Here is a 21,623-nt window from a genome sequence, read left to right on the forward strand (position 1 = left end):
AACTCCCCGGGCGCGCCATCCGACGCACTACAGCAGCGGTGCCCGCTCCAGCGCCTCGCGCAGGCCCGCGACGACCTCGTCGGCCGAGCCCGCGACCGTGCAGCCCGCGGCCTGCCGGTGGCCGCCGCCGCCGAACTCCGCCGCGACCGCCGAGACGTCGATGCCGGTGCTGCGCAACGAAATCTGCCACTGCCCCGGCTGCGCCGTGTCCTGCTTCAGCACCGCCGCGACGGCCGCCTCGCGCACCGAGCGGATGACGTCGATGACCGACTCGACCTCTTCGCCGCGGACCGTCCGGGCCTCGTCTACCCCGACCACCGCGTGCACGAAACCCCGGCCCTGCGCGGCTTCCGGCTCCAGCCGGGCCCCGCGCAGCACCGCCGAGAGCATCGGCAGCCAGGCGAACGGGCGCTCGTCGACGATCCGCCGCACCACCGCTTCCGGGTCCACCCCCGCCGCCAGCAGCCGGGCCGCCATCCGGTGCGTCTCCGGGCTCGCGCGGCGGAACCCGCTCGTGTCGGTGACGATCCCCGCGTAGAGCCCCCGGGCGATCGGCTCGTCCAGCTCGGCGCCCAGTTCCTCCAGGACGCGGAACACGAGGACCGCGCTCGCCTCGGCGCGCTCGTCGACGACGTGGCAGGTGCCGTAGAACGTGTTCGTCGCGTGGTGGTCGATCACCAGCACCGCGCCGGCGAGTTCGACGCGCCCGGCGAGCCGGCCGAGCCGTTTCGGCGTCGGCGTGTCGACGCAGACGAGCAGTTCTTCGGAGTCCGGGAGCGCGTCCGGGTGGGTGAGCAGGCCGTCCTCGTCGAGCCACCGCAGCGACTCGGGAGCCTCGTCGGGTTCGCCGAAGGAGACGCGCACGCGGGCCCCGCGCTGCCGCAGCGCCCGGCCGAGGGCCAGTGCGCTGCCCAGCGCGTCCGCGTCGGGCCGCACGTGGCCGAGGATCGTCACGTCGCCGGCCGACGCGAGCAGCGCGGCCGCGTCCCGGATGTCCTGCGCCGAAGTAGGGATCACGGTGCGTCACGCTACGCTCTGCGGGATGCCTGAGTACGTGATGCTGGTCTACCCCTCGGCCAACCGGGTCTACGCCGCCTCCGCCCCCGCGCTGCTGCGCGCCGAGCTGGCGGTGTTCGGCGCCGGCTTGGCGGCCGAGCTGTCCGCGATCGAGGAGGTCGAGCTCGGCGGCGTCGGCTACGTCCGCTTCACCAGCTCGGCGCCGCTCGGCGAGCGCGACCTCGCCCTGCTGTCGAACCTCTCGTCGCTGTACGCCCTGTTCGAGCTCGGTGACGGCGTCCTCCGTCCGGTGCGGGTGACACCGCTGGCGAAGGCGGACTCGGACCTGCTGACCATCCAGAAGTACGCGGGCAAGACGAACGAGCTGTTCACCAAGCTGCTGGTGAACGTCACGCTGATGGCGACCGCGGACCCGTTCTCGGCCAAGCCGAAGTACCTGCTCGACCCGCTGTGCGGCCGCGGGACCACGCTGAACCAGGCGATGATGTACGGCCTGCACGCGACGGGCCTGGACGTCGACGCGAAGGACTTCGAGGCCTACGAAGCGTTCATCAAGACGTGGCTGCGGAACAAGCGCGTGAAGCACACCGCCGAGTCCGGCCAGCTGCGGCGCAACAAGGTCCGGCTCGGGCGGCGGCTCGACATCGAGTACGCGCTCGACAAGGAAGCGTACAAAGCGGGCGACACGCGCAAGCTCACCTACTTCAACGCCGACACCCTGACCACCGACGAGGTGCTGCGGGCGAACTCCTGCGACGTGATCGTCACCGACGCGCCGTACGGCGTCCAGCACGGCAGCCACCGCGAAGCCGGGTTGCAGCGGAGCCCGCGTGACCTGCTCGCGGCGGCCGTCCCGGTGTGGACGCGGGTCCTGAAACCCGGCGGCGCGCTCGGCATCTCCTGGAACACCACCGTGCTGCCGCGCGAAGAGCTCGTCGAGGTGCTGCGGAAGGCCGGGCTCGACGTCCGCGAGGGCGGGCCGTGGGAGGAGTTCGCCCACCGCGTCGACCAGGCCATCCTGCGCGACCTGGTCGTCGCGGTGAAACCCGCTTCCTGAGCCGCCCGGTCAGGACGCGGTGAGCTCACCGGGCTTGGGCGCCTGCCCGTTCGTTCCGGGCGCGGCCGCGGGCGGCGGGGTGGTGGTCAGGCCGCGCTTCACCGAGTCCAGAATGGACAGTCCCTGGCCCACCAGCCCGGCGGCCATCTCGCCGAGGCCGTCGGCGCCGTTGAGGATGTTGACGTTCGCCCCCGACAGGCCCCGCCCGGCTTCCTTGACGATCTGCGGCAGCTGGTCGATGAGCATCCGGTCGAGCGCGACCCGGTTGTTCGACGCCGCCGCTTCCGCCTGCACGCGCATCTTCTCCGCTTCGGCGAGCGCCAGGATGCGGATCCGCTCGGCCTCGGCGTCGGCCGGCTTGATCACCTCGGCCACCAGCTGCTGCTGCCGCAGCTCGGCTTCGCGCTGGGCCAGCTCGGTGCGCGCGTCGATGACCTCCTGCTGCGCCCTCGCCTGCGCGAGCGGGCCGGCCTGGGCCGCCTGGGCCTGGGCGGCTTCGACCTCGGCGCGGTACCGCGCCTGCACGATCGACGTCTGCCGGGCGTACTCCGCCTGCGTCCGCTGCGATTCCTGCTCGGCCTCCGCCGCGGTCTTGTTCGCCACGGCCTGGGCGATCTGCGCGTCCCGCTGGATGGCGGCGTTGTGCGGTGCGGCCATTGCGGCGATGTAGCCGAGCTTCATGTCGTCGATCGACTGGATCTGCAGGGCGTCGACGGTGAGGCCGATCTTCGCCATCTCCACCGCGGAGCCGTCCAGCACCTCCGTGGCGAGCTTCTGCCGCTCGGTGATGATCTCCTCGACGGTCATCGACCCGATGATGGACCGCAGGTGCCCGGCGAAGATCCGGCCGGTCAGCACGGACATCTGGTCCTGGTCGGAGAGGAACCGCTGGCCGGCGTTGACGATGCTTTCGGTGTCGTTGCCGACCTTGAACGCGATCACCGCCCGGACCGTCAGGGCGATGGCCTGCTTGGTGACGCACACTTCGGTCACTTCCGCTTCGCACATGGCGAGCGTGAGGAACCGGACTTTCCGGAAGACGGGCATGACGAACGCACCGTGGCCGGTGACGACCCGGAACGGCGACGCGCCCTTGCTGCTCTTGCCCCCGGAGATCAGCATCGCCTCGTTGGGAGCGGGCACGCGGTAACCGAACATCGGCTGTCCTTGTCGAAAGCACTAAGAAGCGGGATCCGAGGCGTCCCACGCCACGACGTCGACCGTGCGCCGTCCCCGGGTTTCCACGACCAGGACGGTCGTGCCCTTCGGCAGCTCCGTGTCGGACCAGGCAAGGAAGGTTTCCAGGCCACCCCTGATCCTGATCAGCACCTCCCCGGGCCCCCGCTGCCCGCGGGTACCGACCAGGAGGACTCCGGTGCGGCCGGACGGGGAAAGGTCGGAGTGCACAGTGCCGACCTCCCTCGGTGGCCGTCTCGGTGCGGGGAACCCCCCGCTCCTTTCATTGTGCTCCCGCCGGAGGCACCCGGCGGGCACTGTGAGGTTCCGATCAGGCAGGCAACCGGACGGGCCGCTCGGGCGTACGCGGCTATACTCGCCGACCGTGACCGTCGAGGAACGCCCCCTGCGCGCGGACGCCCGGCGCAACCGGGAGGCGCTGGTCGCGGCGGCGCGGGAAGTGTTCGGCGCCAAGGGGGTCGACGCCCCGCTCGACGAGATCGCGCGGCGCGCCGAAGTCGCCATCGGCACCCTCTACAACCGGTTCCCGACGCGGGCGGACCTCGTCGAAGCCGCCTTCCTGCCGTCGCTGCAGGAAGCGCACGCCGTGTTGGACGAGGCCCTCGCGTGCGAGGACCCGTGGGACGGGTTCGTCCTGTTCCTGGAGCGGTCGGTGCAGATGCAGGTGTCCGACCGCGGCTTCACCGAGGTGTGCTCACGAACGTTCGACCCGGCCTCGGGACTGGAGAAAGCCAAGCAGGCCAACGGTTCCCGGATGAACCGGATCATTTCGCGCGCCCAGGAGGCCGGCGCGCTGCGGGCGGACTTCCGGGGCACCGACCTCGCGATCGTGTTCGCGGCGGCGACGGCCACCCCGGACTGGCGGCGGGCGCTCGGCATGGTCCTCGACGGGCTGCGCGCGCGATGACCTGGCTCGCGGACACCGCCGCGTCGTACGACACCGTCGCTTCGAGCTACGCCGAATTCGTGTCCGACGCGCTCGAGAAGCAGCCGTACCTGAAGGCGGCGCTGACGCTGTTCGCGTCGCAGGTCGACGGGCCCGCGGTGGACGTCGGCTGCGGCCCGGGGCACTTCACGGCGTACCTGGCTTCGCTCGGCGTCGATGCGTCCGGCGTCGACCTGTCACCGGGGATGGTCGACCTGGCCCGCCGGTCGTACCCGCAGCTGCGGTTCGAGGTGGGGTCGATGACGGACCTCGCGCTGCCCGACGCGTCGGTCGCCGGCGTGCTGGCGTCCTGGTCGCTGATCCACGTCCCGGACGAGTCGGTGCCGGCGGCGCTGGGCCACTTCCACCGCGTCCTGCGACCGGGCGGCCTGCTGGTGATCGGGTACCACGTCGGCGTGGGCACGCGGCTCAAGACCCAGGGCTACGGCGGCCACCCGATGCGGGTCCACGTCCACCTGCGGCAGCCGTGGTGGCTGGCCCGGCGGGTGCGGGACGCCGGGTTCACCGTGGACGCGGAATGGCTGCTCGATCCGGAGGCCGAGGTTTCGCAGGCGATTCTGTTCGCTTCGAAATAGCGTGTCCGTGAGTTACGCTTCGCCCATGCAGATGGGGGTTTTCCGCCGGTTCGGCGTGTTCGTGACGATCATTCTTTCGGCGCTCGCCTCGACACTGCTGCTCGGCGCGTCCGCCGCGCACGCCGCGCCACCGCCGTTGGGCAAGCAGAACTGGGTGGTCAGCGTCGCCGGGTTCACCTCGGCGGCCGGCAGCAACTACCTGCGGCTGGGCTACCTCGTGTTCGATCCGTCGAGCAACGCCGTCCAGCACAACTTCTGGACGTGGAGCCAGCGCGATTACCCCGTTCCGGTGAACAGCGGGGACGTCTACTACTGCGGCGAGTTCCAGCCGGGCACCAACCCGCGGAACAACTGCCCGATCAAGACCGCGCCCGGGTTCACCGGTGACCCGAACGGCCACTTCACCGGCACGTACGCCTACGACTCGGCGTCCGGTCAGGTGACGATCACCTGGACGAGCAGCACGATCAACGGCTCGACGACCGCGGTGAACCTCGGCGAGACCTGGGCGGTCTCCGAGCTGCACCCCGGCCTGGGCCGGATGCAGCTGGTGACCGACACCTACTCGATCACCGGCGGCTACGCGTACGGGAGCAACGCCTCGCTGGCGCAGACGAGCAAGGCGTCGATGAGCACGATCCGCGCCACGCAGCGGTCGTACCAGTACGAGGCCCACAGCTGGAACAAGCTGAAAGTCACCACCGTGGCCCGGGGATCGGGCAGCAGCTTCACGGTGGGCCCCACCTGGAACGCCTGCACCGACGGTTCGTGCCTCGGGTATGTGCAGAAGAACGCGGGTTGCGACGCGGCATCCTGCTGCCCGAACCCGGGCACCGCCGAGTACGACGCGTGCGTGAAGAAGCTCGCCGACAGCGGCGACCGCCGGTTCTACTACCTGACCGGCGATTTCGGCGGCCGCCGCAACAGCTACGAGTTCTGGTGCGAGTGCCTGTCCTACGACGGGTGCTACCTGGGCAACAGCCACGTGCGGCCGCTGCTGCAGGTGATCGACGACTCGGGGGCGTTCCAGGGCTGGGTGGGAGCCGAGGTCAGCCCGGACCGGAGCGGCACCCGGGAGATGGACGGCGAGTACTACGGCGCTTTCGCGATCGTGGCCTGACGCCCGGAGAACCGGTCACGACAGGCGCTGCCCGACGAACTCCAGGACGTCCGGCAGGATCCCCCGCCAGTAAGCGTCGTCGTGGCCGCCCGGGGAAAACCGGGACACCTCCGGGGAAACCGCCCGCACCAAGCGCCGGTCCGCGCCCAGGAACGGGTCCGACTCGCCGCACCACACGCCCAAGCCCGCGGGACGCAGCTCCGCCGGGTGCAGCAGGGGTTCCTCCGCGCGCCAGTTCGCCTCGTCCGCGAACACCTTGCGGCTGCGGGCGTCCGGCCAGCTGACGAACAGGGCGGCGCTCACCGTCGCCACCGCCTTCAGGTCCGGGTGGGTGCGGGCGAGCCGCAATGCGCCGAAGCCGCCCATCGAAATGCCGAACACCGCCGAGGGTGGACGCAGGTCGCGGGCCGTCAGCCAGGCCGGGACTTCGTCCGTGAGCATGCGCTGCGGGTCGTCGGTGCCGCCGGTTTTCACCCAGTAGTGGTCGCCGTCGAGGGCGGCGATCGCGAAGGGCGGCGTTCCGGCGCGGACCGCCGCCGTCAGCAACGCCGGGACGCCCAGGGAGAGGAACGTCCGGGCCTGGGCGCCGCGGCCGTGCAGGGCCAGGCACACCGGCAGTCCCGAGGCCGGAACGCCTTCGGGCGTGATCAGGACCAGGTCGACGTCGGTGCCGCGGGCCGCCGAGTGCCTGCGCTGGACCGTCACCGGCTCGGACAACCCCGAAGGGCGGCTCGAGGGCGGTACCGGCGGCGGACCGGGTGCGGGCTCGGGCGACGAGCAGCCCGCCAGCAGCGCCAGTGCGCTGCCGGCGAGCAGGCCGCGGCGGGAGAGCACGGGTCAGCCCCGGCTCTCCTCCTCCGCGAACTCGTCGTCGTCTTCGGTCTCTTCGCGCGGTGCCTTGTACGGGTCGGCGTCGCCCGCGTGCTGGGCGCCGGTCGCCCGGCGCGCGACCTCCGCGTCGGCCTCGCGGGCCTTGGCGAGCAGGTCCTCGATCCGCTTCGACTCCTCGGGGATCGTGTCCGCGACGAACGTCAGCGTCGGCGTGTAGCGGACGCCGGTGCCCTGCCCGACCTTCGTGCGCAGCACCCCGCGCGCCGACTCGAGCGCGGCCGCCGCACCCGCGAAGTCCGGGACGGAGTCCAGCTTCTCGCCGAGGACCGTGTAGTACACCGTGGCGTCGTGCAGGTCGCCGGTGACCTTCGTGTCCGTGATGGTCACGTAGTCCAGCCGGGGGTCCTTGACCTCGTGCTCGATCGCCGACGCGACGATCTGCGAGATCCGCTTGGCGAGCTTGCGAGCCCGAGCAGGATCAGCCATGTCGTTCTCCTAGGGAAATCTAATCGTCCGGGCCGAGCAGCCGGCGGCGTGCGGACAGCAATTCGAACTCCGGCCGGCTCGCCACGTACCGCTCACACGAGTCGAGCACGTCCCGGACGTGCTCGCCACCTTCGGCGACCACGGCCACCCCGATGAGGGTCCGGCGGTGCAGGTCGGTGTGGCCGGCTTCGGCCACCGACACCGCGAAGCGCTTGCGCACCTCGGCCAGTACCGGACGGACCACGGATCGCTTCTGCTTCAGCGAATGGACGTCGCCGAGCAGGATGTCGAGCTCGAGAGCTCCGACGAACATAGGCAAGTTTTTGGTGTGTGTAGTAGGGATGAGCCGGGTGCGCACGGGAAGTCCCGCGCGCACCCGGCCCCGAGCCATTACGCGCGAGGCTTCTCGCGCTGCTCGTAGGTCTCGATCACGTCGTCGACCTTGATGTCACCGTACGAGCCCAGCGTCAGACCGCACTCGTACCCTTCGCGGACCTCGACCACGTCGTCCTTGAACCGCCGCAGCGAGCTGATCGGCAGGTTCTCCGCCACGACGGTGCCGTCGCGGAGCAGACGGGCCCGGGCGTTGCGCCGGATCTCGCCGGACATGACCAGGCAACCCGCGATCGTGCCGATCTTGGAGGACTTGAAGACCTCGCGGACCTCGGCGCGGCCCAGCTCGACCTCTTCGTACTCCGGCTTGAGCATGCCCTTGAGGGCCTGCTCGATCTCGTCGATCGCCTGGTAGATGACCGTGTAGTACCGGACGTCGACGCCCTCGCGGGTGGCCCGCTCGGTCGCCTTGCCCTGGGCGCGGACGTTGAACCCGAGGACGATCGCGTCGGACGCGGTCGCCAGGTCGATGTCCGACTCGGTCACGCCACCGACACCGCGGTGGACCACGTTCAGCTCGACCTCGTCGCCGACGTCCAGCTGGAGCAGCGAGGCTTCGAGGGCCTCGACCGTACCCGAGTTGTCACCCTTGATGATCAGGTTGAGGCTGTTCGTCTCCTTCAAGGCGGAGTCGAGGTCCTCGAGGCTGACCCGCTTGCGGCGCGACGCGTTGAGCGCGTTCCGCGTACGAGCCGAGCGGCGCTCGGCGATCTGCCGGGCGACGCGGTCCTCGTCGACCACCAGGAAGGTGTCACCCGCGCCGGGCACCGAGGTGAACCCGATGACCTGGACGGGCCGCGACGGCAGCGCCTCGGTGACGTCGACGTTGTGCTCGTCGACCATCCGGCGGACGCGGCCGTAGGCGTCACCCGCCACGACCGAGTCACCGACGCGCAGCGTGCCGCGCTGGACCAGGACGGTGGCCACCGGGCCGCGGCCGCGGTCGAGGTGCGCCTCGATCGCGACACCCTGGGCCTCCATGTCCGGGTTGGCCCGGAGGTCCAGCGCGGCGTCGGCGGTCAGCAGGATCGCCTCGAGCAGGCCGTCGATGTTGATGTTCTGCCGCGCGGAGATCTCGACGAACATCGTGTCGCCGCCGTACTCCTCGGCGACCAGGCCGTACTCGGTCAGCTGCTGCCGGATCTTGTCCGGGTTCGCGCCTTCCTTGTCGATCTTGTTGATCGCGACCACGATCGGGGCCTTGGCGGCCTGCGCGTGGTTGATCGCCTCGACCGTCTGCGGCATCACACCGTCGTCGGCCGCCACCACGATCACCGCGATGTCGGTCGAGTTCGCACCGCGGGCACGCATGGCGGTGAACGCCTCGTGACCCGGGGTGTCGATGAAGGTGATCAGACGCGGGTTGCCGTCGAGCTCGGTCTCGATCTGGTACGCACCGATGTGCTGCGTGATGCCGCCGGCCTCGCTCTCGCGGACCTTCGTCTTCCGGATCGTGTCGAGCAGGCGGGTCTTACCGTGGTCGACGTGACCCATGATGGTCACGACCGGCGGCCGGATCTGCAGATCGTCTTCGCCACCCGCGTCGTCGCCGTAGGTGATGTCGAAGGTCTCCAGCAGCTCGCGGTCCTCCTCCTCGGGGCTGACGACCTGAACGTTGTAGTTCATTTCGCCGCCGAGCAGCTCGAGGATGTCGTCCGACACGGACTGCGTCGCGGTGACCATCTCGCCGAGGTGGAAGAGCACCTGCACCAGCGAAGCCGGGTTGGCGTCGATCTTCTCGGCGAAGTCGGTCAGCGAGGCACCACGCGGCAGCCGGATCGTCTCGCCCTGCCCCTTGGGCAGGCGGACGCCGCCGACGCTGGGCGCCTGCATGTTGTCCATGTACTCCTGGCGCTTCTGCCGCTTCGACTTGCGGCCCTTGCGCGAGGGACCACCGGGGCGCCCGAAGGCACCCGCGGTACCACCACGGCCACCGGGGCCGCCACGGCCGCCGCCGCCACCGCGGAAGCCGCCGCCACCGGCCGGGGCGCCGCCCCCACCGGGACCGCCGCCACCCGGGCGGAAGCCGCCGCCGCCACCGCCGCCGGGACGGAAGCCACCGCCGCCGCCACCGCCACCGGGGCCGCCGCGGAAACCGCCGCCGCCGCCACCGGGACGACCGCCGCCGCCACCGGGGCCGCCACGGGCGCCGCCACCGGGGCCACCGCGGGCGCCGCCACCGGGACCGGCGGGACGCTGCGTGCGGCCCGGCATCATGCCGGGGTTCGGCCGCGGGGGCATGTTGCCCGGGCTCGGCCGGTTGCCACCGGCGCCACCACCCGGCCGCGGGGCCGGACGGTCACCGCCGGCGCCACCGCCGGGACGCGGGGGCCGGTTGTCGCCGCCCTGGCCGCCGCCGGGGCGCGGAGCCTGCGGACGCGGGGCCGGGGCGCCGGAACCGACGCCGAACGGGTTGTTGCCGACGCGCGGGGTGCGCGGGCCGGGCTTGGGACCGCCGGGCTTGGGGCCCTGCGGCTTCGGCGGGACGACCGAACCGGTGCCACCCGAGGAGGACACGGGGGGCGTCGCCGGGGTGTCCTGCTTGGGAGCGGCCGGAGCCTCGGCTTTCGCGGCCGGGACCTGCTCCTGGGGTGCGGGCGCGGCGGGCTGCTGACGCGGGCCGGGCCGCGGACCGGGGCGCTGCCCCGGGGTGGCCGGCTTCGACGCCGCGGGCGCCTGCTGCTGGGGTGCGGCCGGAGCCGAGGCGGCCGGAGCGGGCGCCGCCTGGGCCGCCGGAGCCTGCTGGGCAGGCGCGGGGGGCTTCGGGGCGGCCGGTCCGGGCTTGGCGGCCGGCGGACCGGGGCGCGCCGACGGGCCGGGGGTGGGCTTCTTGGCGCCCTTGGGCGCATACGCGTCGCGGAGACGGCGGGCGACGGGCGCCTCGACCGTGGACGACGCGGACTTGACGAACTCGCCCTGTTCCTTCAACTTCGCGAGCACGTCCTTGCTGGTGATGCCGAGCTCTTTCGCGAGCTCGTGTACGCGGGCCTTGCCTGGCACAACTCTCCTCATCTAGGGGAGGCCAGGCGGAAAACCCGCTGACCTCGTCCTTATTGTCTGACGCTCATGGCTTCAGCTTCACGGCTGACTCATGACGGGTCGACCTGCTTCCTTGCTTCCTCGCGACCCCGGGGACGTCCCGGGCTCGTGGTGCGTGGTTCGGCGTGCCTCAGTGCGCCTAAGTGCGCCTCAGTGCGCCCGACGTGCTCGCGGACCTCGCGGGCGTCGAGCGCCCCGGGAGCCCGCAGGGCTCTCGGGAAGGCCCGCCGCCGTTCGGCCTTGGCCAGGCAGTCCGGATCGGGGTGCAGCCAAGCCCCCCGGCCCGGCAGCCGCCGACGCTCGTCGACGACCACCCGCCCGGCCACCACGACCACGCGCAGCAGCTCACTGATCAACGCCCGCCGCTTGCAGCCGACACAAGTCCGCACCGGGGAAATCCGGTGGGGCTGGTGCTCGGCTACCCGCCGCGGGCTTCGAACCACTCCTGAGTCTAGCGCTTCGACCTTCACTCAGCCGAACCGGTTGTCGCAGCGGGCCGCGACGGACGGGCGTGGTCTTGATCACCCTCGTCGTCCGCCGGTGCGGCGTCGCTGCGGATGTCGATCCGCCAGCCGGTCAGGCGGGCGGCCAGGCGGGCGTTCTGGCCCTCCTTGCCGATCGCCAGCGACAGCTGGAAGTCCGGCACCACGACGCGGGCGGTCTTCGCCCGCTCGTCCACGACTCGTACCGAAACAACCTTCGCGGGCGACAGTGCATTCCCGACGAAGCGAGCCGGATCCTCCGAGTAGTCGATGATGTCGATCTTCTCACCGGCCAGCTCGCTCATCACGTTGCGCACCCGCGCGCCGACCGGGCCGATGCAGGCGCCCTTGGCGTTGACGCCCGGCACGGTGGACTTGACCGCGATCTTCGTGCGGTGTCCCGGCTCCCGGGCGACGGCGGCGATCTCGACGGTCCCGTCGGCGATCTCCGGCACCTCCAGGGCGAACAGCTTGCGCACCAGGTTCGGGTGCGAGCGCGAGAGCGTGATCTGCGGGCCGCGGTTGCCGCGCGAGACGGTGACGACGTACGCCTTGATCCGGCTGCCGTGCTCGTAGGACTCCCCCGCCACCTGTTCGGCGGACGGCAGCACGCCCTCGGTGTCACCCACCTGGACCACGACCATGCCGCGGGCGTTCGCGCGGGCGTCACGCTGGATGACGCCGGCGACGATCTCGCCCTCCTTGGTGGAGAACTCGCCGAAGGTCTTCTCGTGCTCGGCGTCGCGCAGCCGCTGCAGGATGACCTGGCGCGCGGTGGTGGCGGCGATCCGGCCGAAGCCCTCCGGTGTGTCGTCCCACTCCTCGTCGACCTGGCCGTCGCTGGTCAGCGTGTGCGCGAGCACGCGCACCAGCCCCGTCTTGCGGTCGATGTCGATGCGGGCGTGCGACTGGTGGCCCTCGGTGTGCTTGTACGCGGTGAGCAAGGCCGTCTCGATGGCCTCGATCACCGTTTCGAAGGGGATGTCCTTGTCCCGTTCGATCGCCCGCAGCGCGGCGATGTCGACGTTCACTTCGACCCCTTCTCCGTCTCGGCCGCGATGAAGCCGGACGCGTCGTCTTCGAGCAGTTTCAGGTCCTCGGCGGGCGGCTGCTTGAACTCGATCTCCACGACCGCCTTCGCCACGTCGGCGTAGCGGACGTCGCGGATCTTGCCGCCTTCGAGGACGCGGGCGGCGTGCTCGCCCGCGTGGCCGACCCGGCCGACGAAGGCCGTGCCGTCGGCCGGGGTGACCTTCACCAGCCGGAACCGCGCGCGCCGCCAGTGCCGGGCCTGGGTGAGCGGGCGGTCGAGCCCCGGCGAGGTGACCTCCAGGGTGTAGGCGCTGGCCAGCACGTGGTCGTTCTCGTCGAGCGCCGCGGAGACCTTGCGGCTGACCTCGGCGACCTCGTCCAGCCCGACCCCGTCGTCGGCGTCGACGACGACCTTGACCAGCTGGCGCCGGCCGGCCTGCTGCACCTCGAACGAGTCGAGGTCGAAACCCGCGGCGGTGACGGCTTCGGCCACTATCGGCTGAAGCCGGCTGGCGAGTTCTCCTGGCACGTGGGGCTCTCCTTGGTTCGAACCGGGGTTTGCGCGGTCGGTGGTGGACCAGCTTATCCGGTCGCCCGCTCACCCCGCGCGAGCGGCGGGGCCGCTCCGGGGCCTGGCAGGATGGGGCGGCGTGACCGGAAGACCGACCGAGCTGACCCGCCGGACCGCCCTCCGCGCGGGGGCGCTGGCCGCACTGGCCGTTCCCCTCGCCGCCTGCGGACCCGGCTACGACGAGAGCCCCGACCCGCTGCAGCCGCTGCTCGCCGCCGCCCAAGCCGACGCCGCCGCGGCGCGGGCGCTGGCGTCCGCGGGCAAGGACGCCGACACCGCCGGCCAGCTCGCCGACGCGCGCGCGGCCCACGCGGCCGCCCTCAAGTCCGAAGTGGACCGGCTGAACCGGCCCGCGCCGTCGTCGTCACCCGCCCCACCGGCCCCCGCGGCGCTCGGGGACCTGAAGGAGCGGCTGGCGGCGGCGCGCAAGCAGGCCGAAGACCTCGTCGGCGGGCTGCCGCGGTACCGCGCCGGGCTGGTCGCGGCGGTGGCGGCGGGCTGCGCGTCGCTGCAGCGCATCGCGCCGGCGCTGGGGCCGGGCGAAGACGCCCCGAAGGTGGGGGCCGCCCCGGCGGGCGCGGTGGCACCGGAGTCGGTGGACCCGCTGCAGGCGGCGCTGGCCGCCGAGCACGCCGCCGTGTGGGTGTACGGGCTGGTCAGCGCGTTCCTGCCGGGCGAGTTCGGCGACGCGGAGAAGAGCGGCGCGGCGGAGCACGCCCTGCGCCGCGACTTCCTGCAGACGACGCTCTCGGCCGCGGGGGCGACCCCGGTGGCACCGGAAGCGGCGTACGTGCCGAAGAACCCGGTGACGGACGCGAAGTCGGCGTCACAGGTGGTGGCGACGGCGGAAGCCGACTGCGCGTCGGCGTGGCTCGCGGTCATCGACCACACCGACGACGCGGGGTTGCGCACGACGGCGTTGCACGCACTGGTGGCGGCTTCGCGGCGAGGCACGCCGTGGCGTTCGGAGGCGGGTCAGAAGCCGGTCGCGATCGCGATGCCCGGCCAGTCGAGCTGACCCCGCCTCAAGCGCCCCAATGTGGCCTTCGGTGCGTCTGACGCACCCAAGGCGGCCTTCGGTGCGTCTGACGCAACCAAGGCCACATTGGGGCGCTCGGGGCGCTCGGGGCGGTCAGGGGTGGAGGGTGGCCGAGAGGCGGAGTGCGTCCTCGGCGATGCGCTTGATCAGGTCCTTGTCCTTGTGCTTGGCGTAGAAGTCGGCCAGCACGATCGTCGTGTTCGTGCCGTCGACCCTCGAGGCGAACGCCGCGTCCTTGCCGCTGACACTCGGGGTGCCGGTGCCCGCGAACGTCTTGTCCTTCACCAGGTCCGTGACGTTGCCGGTGTTGTCCTGCTCGGTCAGCGTCTTGAGGGCCTTCGCCTGCGACGAGTCCGGCATGCCCACCAGCGCCACGGACACCAGCGCCTTCGCGCCGCCCGTCTCCGTCGTGTACAGCGCGCGCACCAGGGACCGGCACGGCGTGTCCTTGAAGAAGTCCTGGGTGTCGCCGTAGGACTTCTCGACGCAGTCCGTCGTCTTCACGGGCCCCGCGACCAGCGTGAACTCGAACTGCCCGCTGTTCTGCGCCGGCGGCTGCGCGACCGGCTCGTCCGGCGTCGAGTCGTGCCGGATCAGGAACCAGATGAGCCCGGAGACGACGGCGATCGCGACCAGCCCGGCGCCCCTGAGGAGCAGGGACCGGGTGTCGCGAGCCGGCGGCTCCGGCACGGGCGGCCGGGGCTGCGGGGGCACCGCGCCCAGCGGGGCCGTGTCGGACGGGCCTGGGGTGAAATGCGCACCAACCACGGGGCCATACGGTAGTTCACCCGCCGTCAGCGATTCACTCGAACGCGGGTAAAAGGCGTTCGACGTCGTCAAGCGTGTTGTAGAGGTGGAAGCCGACGCGCACCCGGCCGCCGCGGACGCTCGACACGATGCCCGCCGAAGCCACCCGCTCGGGATCGGCGTCCAGCGACACGATCGCGGTGCCGCGCGGCGGCAGGCCGAGCTTCTCCAGCAGCGTGTCGGCCAGGCCGGTGTTGTGCGCCCGGACCTGCGCGAGGTCGAGGCCGGCGAAGTACTCCAGGGCCACCGCCGAGCCGACCTGGGCCAGCCAGACGGGCGAGAGGTCGAACGCGCGGGCGTCGCCGGCCAGGCGCAGCGGGAGGCCGTAGACCGTGGCCCACGGGTCCTCCCCCGCGTACCAGTTCGCCGCGACCGCGCGGGTGCGCTCCTGCGCGTCCGGGCGCACCGCGAGCCACGCGCTGCCGCGCGGCGCGCCGAGCCACTTGTAGCCCGCGCCGAGCACCCAGTCCGCCCAGGCGACGTCCAGCGGCAGCCAGCCGGCCGCCTGGGTCGCGTCGAGCAGCACCGCCGCCCCGGCGGCCTCGGCGGCGGCCCGCAGCGCCGGGAGGTCGGCGATCCGGCCGTCGGCCGACTGGACGACGCTGACCGCGACGACGTCGTGGCCCTCGACCCGCGAGGGCAGCACGTCCAGGGGCACCTCGGTCACCGTGACGCCGGGGTTCGCCGCGAAGGGGAAGGTCACGCTGGTGAAGTCGCCTTCGGCCGCGAGCACGCGGGTGCCGGCGGGCAGCGCCGCGGCCACGTTGGCGATCAGCTGCGAGACCGACGCGCCGCTGGCGACGCGCTCGGGCCCGACGCCGAGCAGGCGCGCGAACCCGGCCCGCGCTCGCGTGACGTACTGGTCGAAGTCGGCGGGCCGGGTCGCCCCGGTCCGCCACCGTTCCACCGTCTCGGCCACGGCCTCGGCCACCGGCGCGGGCGGGACGCCCACGCTGGGCGTGTTCAGGTATCCGGGCGGGGCGGCGAAGTCGGTTCCGAAGGCACGCATGTCCCAACGAAAGCAGATCGGCCCGGCCGGTTCACCCGGTTTACGGCAGCAGGGCCGTGACGTCGGCGTAGCCCGGCGGGCTCAGCGGCAGGTCACGGCCGTCGCGCACGGCCAGCGCCGTTTCGGCGGCGGCGGCCAGTGCCATCCGGTACGGGAGTGACCCGAGGCTGATCCGGGCGACCCCCAGCTCCGCCAGGCCGGCCACGGTGACCTTGCCGGGCAGGAACAGCAGGTTGAGCGGCAGGCCGGCGGCGACGATCCGCTCGACGTCACCCGGCTCGGCGAGGCCGGGCACGAAGACGCCGTCCGCGCCCGCCGCCGCGTACGCCCGCACCCGCCGCTCGGCCTCGGCGATCGAGTGGCCGCCCGCCCAGTGCGTGTCCGTGCGGGCGTTGACGAACAGGCCGGGCGCGCGGTCCTTCACCGCCGTGACCAGCGCGCACTGGACCTCGACCGGGGCGAGCGAGCCGTCGGCCCGGCCGTCTTCCAGGTTGACGCCCGCCGCGCCCGCGTCGGCCAGTTCGGCGGCGAGGCCGGCGACGGCGGCCGGGTCGGCGCTGAAGCCGTCGGCGATGTCGACGCTGACCAGGACGTCCAGCCGCGCCAGGCGGCGGGCGAGGGCGACGGTCGCGTCCCGCGTCGACGGCCCACCATCGGGCTCGCCCGCCGCGGCGGAGACGCCGAGGCTGGTCGTGCCCAGTGCGCGGAAGCCCTGGGCGGCGAGGAAGGCGCCGACGCCGAACTCCCACGCGTTCGGCAGCAGCAGCGGGGAGCCGGGCACGTGCAGGGCACGGAATTCGTCCATGCCCCCGAACTTAGGCCCGCGACGGTTCGGCAGGCACCGAAGCGAACCGCGCCGGCACGCCCGTGCTCCGGTTCGCCACTTCGACCAGGCTCCCGAACGCGGCCAGACCGAGAATCGGCACGACGGAAGAGACTGGCGCGCAGCGGATCCGACGCGGGTCGAGTGTCGCGAGTGGACCGCGGACCGTGTCGACCCCCCAATCACGCGTGTCGGCTCCTCAATCACGCGTGCCGACCCCTCAATCACGCGTGCCGACCCTTCCCGCACGAACCGCCGGTGCGGGAAGAGCCGACGCGCGTGATCCCGGGGTCGACACGCGTGATCAGAGGGTCGACACGCGTGATCGGGGGGTCGACACGACGTCAACCGCCGCCGCCGGAAGCCGCGGCGGTCCGGGCCGCGCGGGCGGCGTGGAGTTCGCGGATCACCTTGCGCAGGGCCGGAACCGCGGTGCCGGCCTGCTCCTCCAGCCAGGCGAGGCGGTCGCGGTGGCGGCGGCGCTCGGCGCGCGGGAGGACCGCGCCCAGCTCGACCGCCGCGGCCAGCGCCGTCAGGGCGGCGACGTCGGCGGACACGGGCGTGTCGCTGCGCAGGGCCGCGCGCACCTCGTCGCGGAGCGCGGCCGCCCTCGCCGGCTCGCGGACCGCCGGACGGCGGCGCGGGAACAGCCCCAGCACGCGGGACGTCCGCAGCGTGATGACGCCCGCCGCGTCGAGCTGGGCCTCCAGGGACCGCAACGTCTCTCGCGCGCCGCGGCGGACCCGGGCGCGCCACTTCCGGTGGGGGTCGGCGGCGAGCTCGGCGAGCACGTCGTCGAGCACCAGGTGGCCCGTGCCGCCGGCCCCGGCGACCACCGGACGGCCGCCGTCGTCGGCGACCCGGCCGCGCAGCACCAGGTCCGTCCACGCCGCCGCGCGCACCAGCAGCGCCACGCGTTCCCGGTCCGGCAACCGGGCACGGGCGGTGTCGCACGCCAGCAGGTACGCCCGGGCCGGCAAGGACAGCTCGCTCATCTCACTCCCGTCCGTCGTCGACCCCCAGTCCACCGGATCCGGGCCGCCCGGCGGAACCGGCCGACGAGGGTGATCGCGGCGACGAACGTTGCGCGGGCCGCAACTTTGGTTGCGGGTCCGGGGCGGCGGCCCGCGGCGGCGGTTACCGTGACCGCGTGACCACCGCCCGGCGGCCGCTGTGGCCGAGCCGCTCCGACGCCTGCTGGCTGATCGTCGCGGCCCTCGCCTTCGCCGGGATGAACACCCTTTTCCACGTCCTCGGCGACCGGACGACCGGCGCGTGGGGCCCGGCCGCCGGGCTGGTCCTGCAGATCGCCTGCGATGCCTCGCTGGTGCTGTTGTTCCGGTTCCCGGGCCCGGTGTGCGCGTTCGTCACCGCCGCGGCGTTCGCGATGCTCGCGAGCGACACCTTCGCGCCCGGCCTGCTCGTGCCCGTCCACCCGCTCGCCCTGACGACGGTGCCCGCGATCACGTCGGTGATCCTCTCCCAGTCGGCCCGCGTGCTGGACAAGCGAACCGTGCTCTGGGTGGCCGGCGTCCTGGCCGTGATCGCCGCGCGGCCGTGGACACCGAGCTGGTCGACGACGCCGTTCGGCCTGCTCAGCACCGCCCTGCCGGCACTCGCGTCGCTGTACTTCGAAGCCCGCAAGCAGCTCCTCCAGTCGCTGCGCGACCGGGCCGAACGCGCCGAGCGCGAGCAGCACCTGCTCGCCGAGCAGGCCCGGGCGGCGGAACGGCGGCGGCTCGCGGGCGAGATGCACGACGTCGTCACGCACCGGCTCAGCCTGATGGTGCTGCACGCCGGCGCGCTCGGCGTGACCAGCGCCGACCCGGCCGCGCGGACGGCGGCCGAGGACATCCGCCGCGAAGGCGCGCTGGCCCTGGACGAACTGCGCGACCTGGTCGGCGTCCTGCGCAACGGCACCGAACCCGGGCCGCGGACGCTGAGCCCGGAGGCACCCGGCGACCCGGCGCGGCTGGTCGCGGAGTCCCGGTCGGTCGGGGTGGCCACGGACCTCGTCGTCGACGGCGATCCGGCACAGGTGTCGCCGACCGTCGCCCGCACCGCGTACCGGCTCGTGCAGGAGGCGCTGACGAACGTGCGCAAGCACGCGCCGGGCGCGTCGGCGGCGGTGTCCCTGCGCTACCACCCGGGTGGTCTGGACGTCTCGGTGGACAGCACGGCGGCGGCGCACCCGCCCGACCCGGCGCTGGCGCGCAGCGGCTCCGGAGCCGGGCTGGCGGGGCTGCGGCAGCGCGTCGAACTGGTCGGCGGCCGGTTCGAGGCGGGCCCGGCACCCGGCGGCGGGTTCCGGGTCGGTGCGATACTGCCCGCCTACGTCCCGACGGCGGAAGGCACGCACTGTGATCCCGGTGCTCGTGGTCGATGACGAGCCGATGGTGTGCGCGCACCTGCGCACGATCCTGGGTTCGGCGGACGACATCGAGGTCGTCGCCCAGGCCGCCGACGGCGCCGAAGCCGTCGAGGCCGTGGTCCGGCACCGGCCGCGCGTGGTGCTGATGGACCTGCGGATGCCGGGCGTGGACGGCCTGACGGCCATCCCGCGGATCACGGCCCTGCCGGACCCGCCGGCGGTGGTCGTCCTGACGACGTTCGACGCGGACACCTACGTGATCCGGGCGCTGCGCGCGGGCGCGGCGGGCTTCCTGGTGAAGTCGACGCCCCCGGAGGACCTGATCGGCCTGGTCCGCGTGGCGGCCGACGGCCACACGGTGCTCTCGCCGTCGGCGGCGCGCCGGCTGGTGGCGTTGTCTTCGGACAACCGCGAGCGCGGCGAAGAAGCCCGGCGGCGCCTCTCCGGCCTCACCGAGCGCGAGCGGGATGTACTGGCCTGCCTGGGCGAAGGACTGTCCAATGCGGACATCGCGGCGAAACTGCACCTGGCCGAGGCGACGGTGAAGAGTTATGTCTCGCGGATGCTGGTCAAGCTGGACTGCACCAACCGGACCCAGGCCGGGTTGCTCGCCCACGAGGCCGGTTTGGTCGCCCGTCAGTGAAACAGCAGCGGCGCGGCGTGCCACAACGCCCAGCCGTTGAGCAGGAACCATCCGCCGATCCACAGCGGTGACGGCAGCTTGCTGCTCCTGGCCAGCACGGCCGCGTCGTCGGTCCGGTTGCGGAACCCGTCCTGCATACGGGCGACGATGAGCATCCGCACGCCGTCGATCTCGCAGGTCAGCAGCAGCCAGGCTTCGGTGTACGCGACGGCGGTGCGCAACCAGCCCGGGGCGTAGCGGAAGGCGCAGTAGACGACCGCGCCCACCACGACGAGCACGGCGAAGGTGAGCAGGTCCCGGGTGAACAGCAGGATGAACACCAGCGCGGCGAGGGTGAGGACGAGCACCGCCGCCACGTGACCGCGGTGCAGCAAGGCGGCCGCCCCCAGCCCGGCCAGCGGCGGCACCGCGTACCCGGCGGCGGTGGCCAGGACATCGCCGAGCGCCGAATCGGCCGTCTGGTAGGTGGTGCCGCCACGCGCGCTGGTGATGGCGACGCGGGAGACGTTCCCGCCGGTCAGCAGGCTCACCGCGGCGTGACCGCCTTCGTGGAACAGGGTCGCCAGGACATTGGCTTTGCGCAGGAGGCTCGGCCGCCCGGAGGGCGGCGTGGTGAACGAGGTCAGCGACACCGCGAAGGCGAACAACGCGGTGAGGCCGACGACTCCCCAGCCCGGTGCGGGCACGGTCTCGTTGAGCACCGCGACAGTGTCCCCGCGGGCGGCGCCGCGGGAGGAGGATCGGGACGAACTGTCCAGGAGCTGTCAAGTGCTACGCGGACGCGGGTGTGTGCTCCGCGTCGTAGGCGTCCCGGGCTTCCTGGACCGAGGCCATGTGCCGCCGGGCCCAGTGGTCCAGCATGTCCAGCGGCTCGGACAGGTTGCGCCCCAGCGGGGTCAGCTCGTACTCGACCTTCGGCGGGATCGTCGGGTACGCCGTGCGGGTGAGGATGCCGTCGCGGACCAGGCTGCGCAGCGTCTGCGTCAGCACCTTTTGGGAGATCCCGTCCACGCGGCGGCCGAGCTCGGTGAACCGCAGCGGGCCGCCGGACAGGGCGCCGACGATCAGCACCGTCCACTGGTCGCCGATGCGGTCGAGCAGCTGGCGGGTCGGGCAGTTGCGGTCGTACGGATCGGGCCCCACGGCGTGCCTCCTCACTCTCCCGGGGAGAGTAACACGCCGATCAGGGGGTGGCGCAGGCCAGACCCGCGGCGACCCGCTTGATGAAGGACCCGAGGAACCACCGGTAGAACCAGCCGGTGCCGGGGATCTTCGGCTCGAACGTCGAATGCCAGTGGATGTCGGTGCCACCCTCGCGGGGCGAGAGGTCGACGTAGGCGACGTAGTCCCGCAGCGGCAGGCCGCGCTCGAGCGCGTACCCGAACCGGCGGCCCGGCTCCAGCGCGACGATCTTCTCGTAGGAGCGGACGCCGTTCGTCGTGAACAGCCGGACCGCACCGAGCCCCTCCGGCTCGCCCGTCCCCGCACGGACCAGCTCGAACGATCCGAGCGGCGACCACTTCGGCCAGCTGGAGCCGTCCCGCAGCAACTCGTAGAGGGCGTCGGCCGGAGCCGCCGACCGCGTGCGCACCGAAATCCGTTGTACCATTTGGTACGTGTACCATCTGGTACATGATCGAGACAAGTCCGCGCGCCAAACTGCTCGACGCGGCGATCGACCACATCGCCCGCCACGGCGGTGCGGACCGGAGCCTGCGGGCACTGGCCGCGGACCTCGGCACCAGCCACCGCATGCTGATCTACCACTTCGGCTCGAAAGAGGGCCTGCTCACCGCGGTGGCGCGGGAGGTCGAAGCCCGGCAGCGGGCGGCACTGGCCGGCCTCGGCCCGGCGGACGCGGGCCGCGAGTTCTGGCGGCGGCTCACCGACGAAAGCCTGCGCGCCAACGAAAAGCTGTTCTTCCAGCTCTACGGCCAGGCCCTGGGCGGCACCCCGGGCACGGCGGAATTCCTCGACGGCGTCATCGAGGACTGGCTGGGCCCGCTCGAAGCGCTGCTCGCCCGGTACGGCGTCCCGGAGGCCGACCGGCCCGCGCACGCCCGGCTCGGGCTGGCCGTGGCCCGCGGGCTGCTGCTCGACCTCGTCACCACCGGCGACCGCGAAGCCGTCGACGCCGCCATGGAGAAGTTCTTGGCACGGTACGAAAACCCGTGATGCACTGACC

The 21,623-nt window shown here is 72.7% G+C and carries 25 protein-coding genes; 8 read left to right on the plus strand and 17 right to left on the minus strand.

From position 1 onward, the window contains the following. Positions 1-27 precede the first annotated feature (27 nt). Entirely contained in the window at positions 28-1,017 is a 990-nt protein-coding gene (locus ACLJOU_RS44175) for a DHH family phosphoesterase (RefSeq protein ID WP_410575265.1), read from the minus strand. A 25-nt stretch (positions 1,018-1,042) separates the two neighbouring features. Here ACLJOU_RS44175 and ACLJOU_RS44180 point away from each other — a divergent pair, with 25 nt between their 5' ends. Further along, positions 1,043-2,074 carry a TRM11 family SAM-dependent methyltransferase gene (locus ACLJOU_RS44180; protein WP_410575266.1) on the plus strand — a complete coding sequence of 344 codons (1,032 nt, stop codon included), beginning with the start codon at positions 1,043-1,045 and terminating at the stop codon, positions 2,072-2,074. A gap of 9 nt (positions 2,075-2,083) precedes the next feature. On the opposite strand, the gene ACLJOU_RS44185 is transcribed toward ACLJOU_RS44180, so the two are convergent. Together ACLJOU_RS44185 and ACLJOU_RS44190 are read right to left on the minus strand one after the other, a co-directional pair. Beyond that, on the minus strand, positions 2,084-3,232 hold the full coding sequence (locus ACLJOU_RS44185; protein WP_410575267.1) for an SPFH domain-containing protein: 1,149 nt from the start codon (positions 3,230-3,232) through the stop codon (positions 2,084-2,086). A gap of 21 nt (positions 3,233-3,253) precedes the next feature. Continuing rightward, complete coding sequence (locus ACLJOU_RS44190; protein WP_003084005.1) at positions 3,254-3,481, minus strand: hypothetical protein; 228 nt, start codon at positions 3,479-3,481, stop codon at positions 3,254-3,256. Between the two features lie 154 nt (positions 3,482-3,635). Between ACLJOU_RS44190 and ACLJOU_RS44195 the strand changes: the two genes are divergently transcribed. Genes ACLJOU_RS44195 through ACLJOU_RS44205 form a run of 3 tightly spaced genes read left to right on the plus strand, consistent with a single transcriptional unit; the run spans position 3,636 to position 5,912 of the window. Further along, entirely contained in the window at positions 3,636-4,178 is a 543-nt protein-coding gene (locus ACLJOU_RS44195) for a TetR/AcrR family transcriptional regulator (RefSeq protein ID WP_410575268.1), read from the plus strand. After that, positions 4,175-4,792, plus strand: a complete 618-nt coding sequence (locus tag ACLJOU_RS44200; RefSeq protein WP_410575269.1) for a class I SAM-dependent methyltransferase — start codon at positions 4,175-4,177, stop codon at positions 4,790-4,792. The genes ACLJOU_RS44195 and ACLJOU_RS44200 overlap by 4 nt, the downstream gene beginning before the upstream one ends. 25 nt (positions 4,793-4,817) lie before the next feature. Further along, the gene (locus tag ACLJOU_RS44205; protein ID WP_410575270.1) at positions 4,818-5,912 is read left to right on the plus strand and encodes a hypothetical protein; all 1,095 of its coding nucleotides are present in this window, start codon (positions 4,818-4,820) and stop codon (positions 5,910-5,912) included. 15 nt (positions 5,913-5,927) lie between these two features. Here ACLJOU_RS44205 and ACLJOU_RS44210 read toward each other — a convergent pair whose 3' ends face one another. The 7 genes from ACLJOU_RS44210 to rimP form a co-directional block, all read right to left on the minus strand. Beyond that, entirely contained in the window at positions 5,928-6,746 is an 819-nt protein-coding gene (locus tag ACLJOU_RS44210; RefSeq protein ID WP_410575271.1) for an alpha/beta hydrolase, read from the minus strand. Between the two features lie 3 nt (positions 6,747-6,749). After that, positions 6,750-7,229, minus strand: coding sequence for a 30S ribosome-binding factor RbfA (gene rbfA / locus ACLJOU_RS44215; protein WP_410575272.1), 480 nt, complete (start codon positions 7,227-7,229; stop codon positions 6,750-6,752). A gap of 19 nt (positions 7,230-7,248) precedes the next feature. Continuing rightward, positions 7,249-7,542, minus strand: a complete 294-nt coding sequence (locus ACLJOU_RS44220) for a DUF503 domain-containing protein (protein ID WP_003083991.1) — start codon at positions 7,540-7,542, stop codon at positions 7,249-7,251. Positions 7,543-7,619: 77 nt separating this feature from the next. Beyond that, positions 7,620-10,622 (minus strand): translation initiation factor IF-2, encoded by a 3,003-nt coding sequence (gene infB, locus ACLJOU_RS44225; RefSeq protein WP_410575273.1) that lies wholly within the window; start codon positions 10,620-10,622, stop codon positions 7,620-7,622. Between the two features lie 89 nt (positions 10,623-10,711). After that, a complete protein-coding gene (locus ACLJOU_RS44230) occupies positions 10,712-11,104 on the minus strand; it encodes a YlxR family protein (protein ID WP_410575274.1) in 393 nt (130 codons plus the stop codon). A 23-nt stretch (positions 11,105-11,127) separates the two neighbouring features. Next, entirely contained in the window at positions 11,128-12,174 is a 1,047-nt protein-coding gene (gene nusA / locus ACLJOU_RS44235) for a transcription termination factor NusA (RefSeq protein ID WP_410575275.1), read from the minus strand. Next, on the minus strand, positions 12,171-12,704 hold the full coding sequence (gene rimP / locus ACLJOU_RS44240; RefSeq protein ID WP_410575276.1) for a ribosome maturation factor RimP: 534 nt from the start codon (positions 12,702-12,704) through the stop codon (positions 12,171-12,173). The genes nusA and rimP overlap by 4 nt, the downstream gene beginning before the upstream one ends. A gap of 121 nt (positions 12,705-12,825) precedes the next feature. Between rimP and ACLJOU_RS44245 the strand changes: the two genes are divergently transcribed. Beyond that, complete coding sequence (locus tag ACLJOU_RS44245) at positions 12,826-13,764, plus strand: ferritin-like domain-containing protein (protein ID WP_410575277.1); 939 nt, start codon at positions 12,826-12,828, stop codon at positions 13,762-13,764. 114 nt (positions 13,765-13,878) lie between these two features. On the opposite strand, the gene ACLJOU_RS44250 is transcribed toward ACLJOU_RS44245, so the two are convergent. The 4 genes from ACLJOU_RS44250 to ACLJOU_RS44265 all read right to left on the minus strand — a co-directional run bounded on the left by ACLJOU_RS44250 (position 13,879) and on the right by ACLJOU_RS44265 (position 17,419). Beyond that, positions 13,879-14,475 carry a hypothetical protein gene (locus ACLJOU_RS44250; protein ID WP_410575315.1) on the minus strand — a complete coding sequence of 199 codons (597 nt, stop codon included), beginning with the start codon at positions 14,473-14,475 and terminating at the stop codon, positions 13,879-13,881. Between the two features lie 112 nt (positions 14,476-14,587). Beyond that, on the minus strand, positions 14,588-15,601 hold the full coding sequence (locus tag ACLJOU_RS44255) for an aminotransferase class V-fold PLP-dependent enzyme (RefSeq protein ID WP_410575278.1): 1,014 nt from the start codon (positions 15,599-15,601) through the stop codon (positions 14,588-14,590). A gap of 40 nt (positions 15,602-15,641) precedes the next feature. Then, positions 15,642-16,406, minus strand: a complete 765-nt coding sequence (locus ACLJOU_RS44260; RefSeq protein WP_410575279.1) for an isocitrate lyase/phosphoenolpyruvate mutase family protein — start codon at positions 16,404-16,406, stop codon at positions 15,642-15,644. A gap of 362 nt (positions 16,407-16,768) precedes the next feature. Next, positions 16,769-17,419, minus strand: coding sequence for a GOLPH3/VPS74 family protein (locus ACLJOU_RS44265; protein WP_410575280.1), 651 nt, complete (start codon positions 17,417-17,419; stop codon positions 16,769-16,771). 155 nt (positions 17,420-17,574) lie between these two features. Here ACLJOU_RS44265 and ACLJOU_RS44270 point away from each other — a divergent pair, with 155 nt between their 5' ends. Together ACLJOU_RS44270 and ACLJOU_RS44275 are read left to right on the plus strand one after the other, a co-directional pair. After that, complete coding sequence (locus tag ACLJOU_RS44270) at positions 17,575-18,810, plus strand: sensor histidine kinase (RefSeq protein WP_410575281.1); 1,236 nt, start codon at positions 17,575-17,577, stop codon at positions 18,808-18,810. After that, entirely contained in the window at positions 18,785-19,438 is a 654-nt protein-coding gene (locus ACLJOU_RS44275; RefSeq protein WP_410575282.1) for a response regulator, read from the plus strand. The genes ACLJOU_RS44270 and ACLJOU_RS44275 overlap by 26 nt, the downstream gene beginning before the upstream one ends. Here ACLJOU_RS44275 and ACLJOU_RS44280 read toward each other — a convergent pair. From ACLJOU_RS44280 to ACLJOU_RS44290, 3 genes are all read right to left on the minus strand, one after another. After that, positions 19,432-20,139, minus strand: coding sequence for a M50 family metallopeptidase (locus ACLJOU_RS44280; RefSeq protein ID WP_410575283.1), 708 nt, complete (start codon positions 20,137-20,139; stop codon positions 19,432-19,434). The two genes, ACLJOU_RS44275 and ACLJOU_RS44280, sit on opposite strands and share 7 nt — an antisense overlap. Before the next feature lie 70 nt (positions 20,140-20,209). After that, the gene (locus ACLJOU_RS44285; protein ID WP_410575284.1) at positions 20,210-20,581 is read right to left on the minus strand and encodes a winged helix-turn-helix transcriptional regulator; all 372 of its coding nucleotides are present in this window, start codon (positions 20,579-20,581) and stop codon (positions 20,210-20,212) included. 40 nt (positions 20,582-20,621) lie between these two features. After that, positions 20,622-21,047 carry an SRPBCC family protein gene (locus tag ACLJOU_RS44290; protein ID WP_410575285.1) on the minus strand — a complete coding sequence of 142 codons (426 nt, stop codon included), beginning with the start codon at positions 21,045-21,047 and terminating at the stop codon, positions 20,622-20,624. Positions 21,048-21,070: 23 nt separating this feature from the next. On the opposite strand from ACLJOU_RS44290, the gene ACLJOU_RS44295 reads away from it, so the two are divergent. Continuing rightward, the gene (locus ACLJOU_RS44295; RefSeq protein ID WP_410575286.1) at positions 21,071-21,613 is read left to right on the plus strand and encodes a TetR/AcrR family transcriptional regulator; all 543 of its coding nucleotides are present in this window, start codon (positions 21,071-21,073) and stop codon (positions 21,611-21,613) included. Positions 21,614-21,623: the final 10 nt, after the last annotated feature.

The sequence above is a fragment of the Amycolatopsis sp. cmx-4-61 genome (assembly GCF_046548775.1).
In the GTDB taxonomy this organism is placed as follows: domain Bacteria; phylum Actinomycetota; class Actinomycetes; order Mycobacteriales; family Pseudonocardiaceae; genus Amycolatopsis.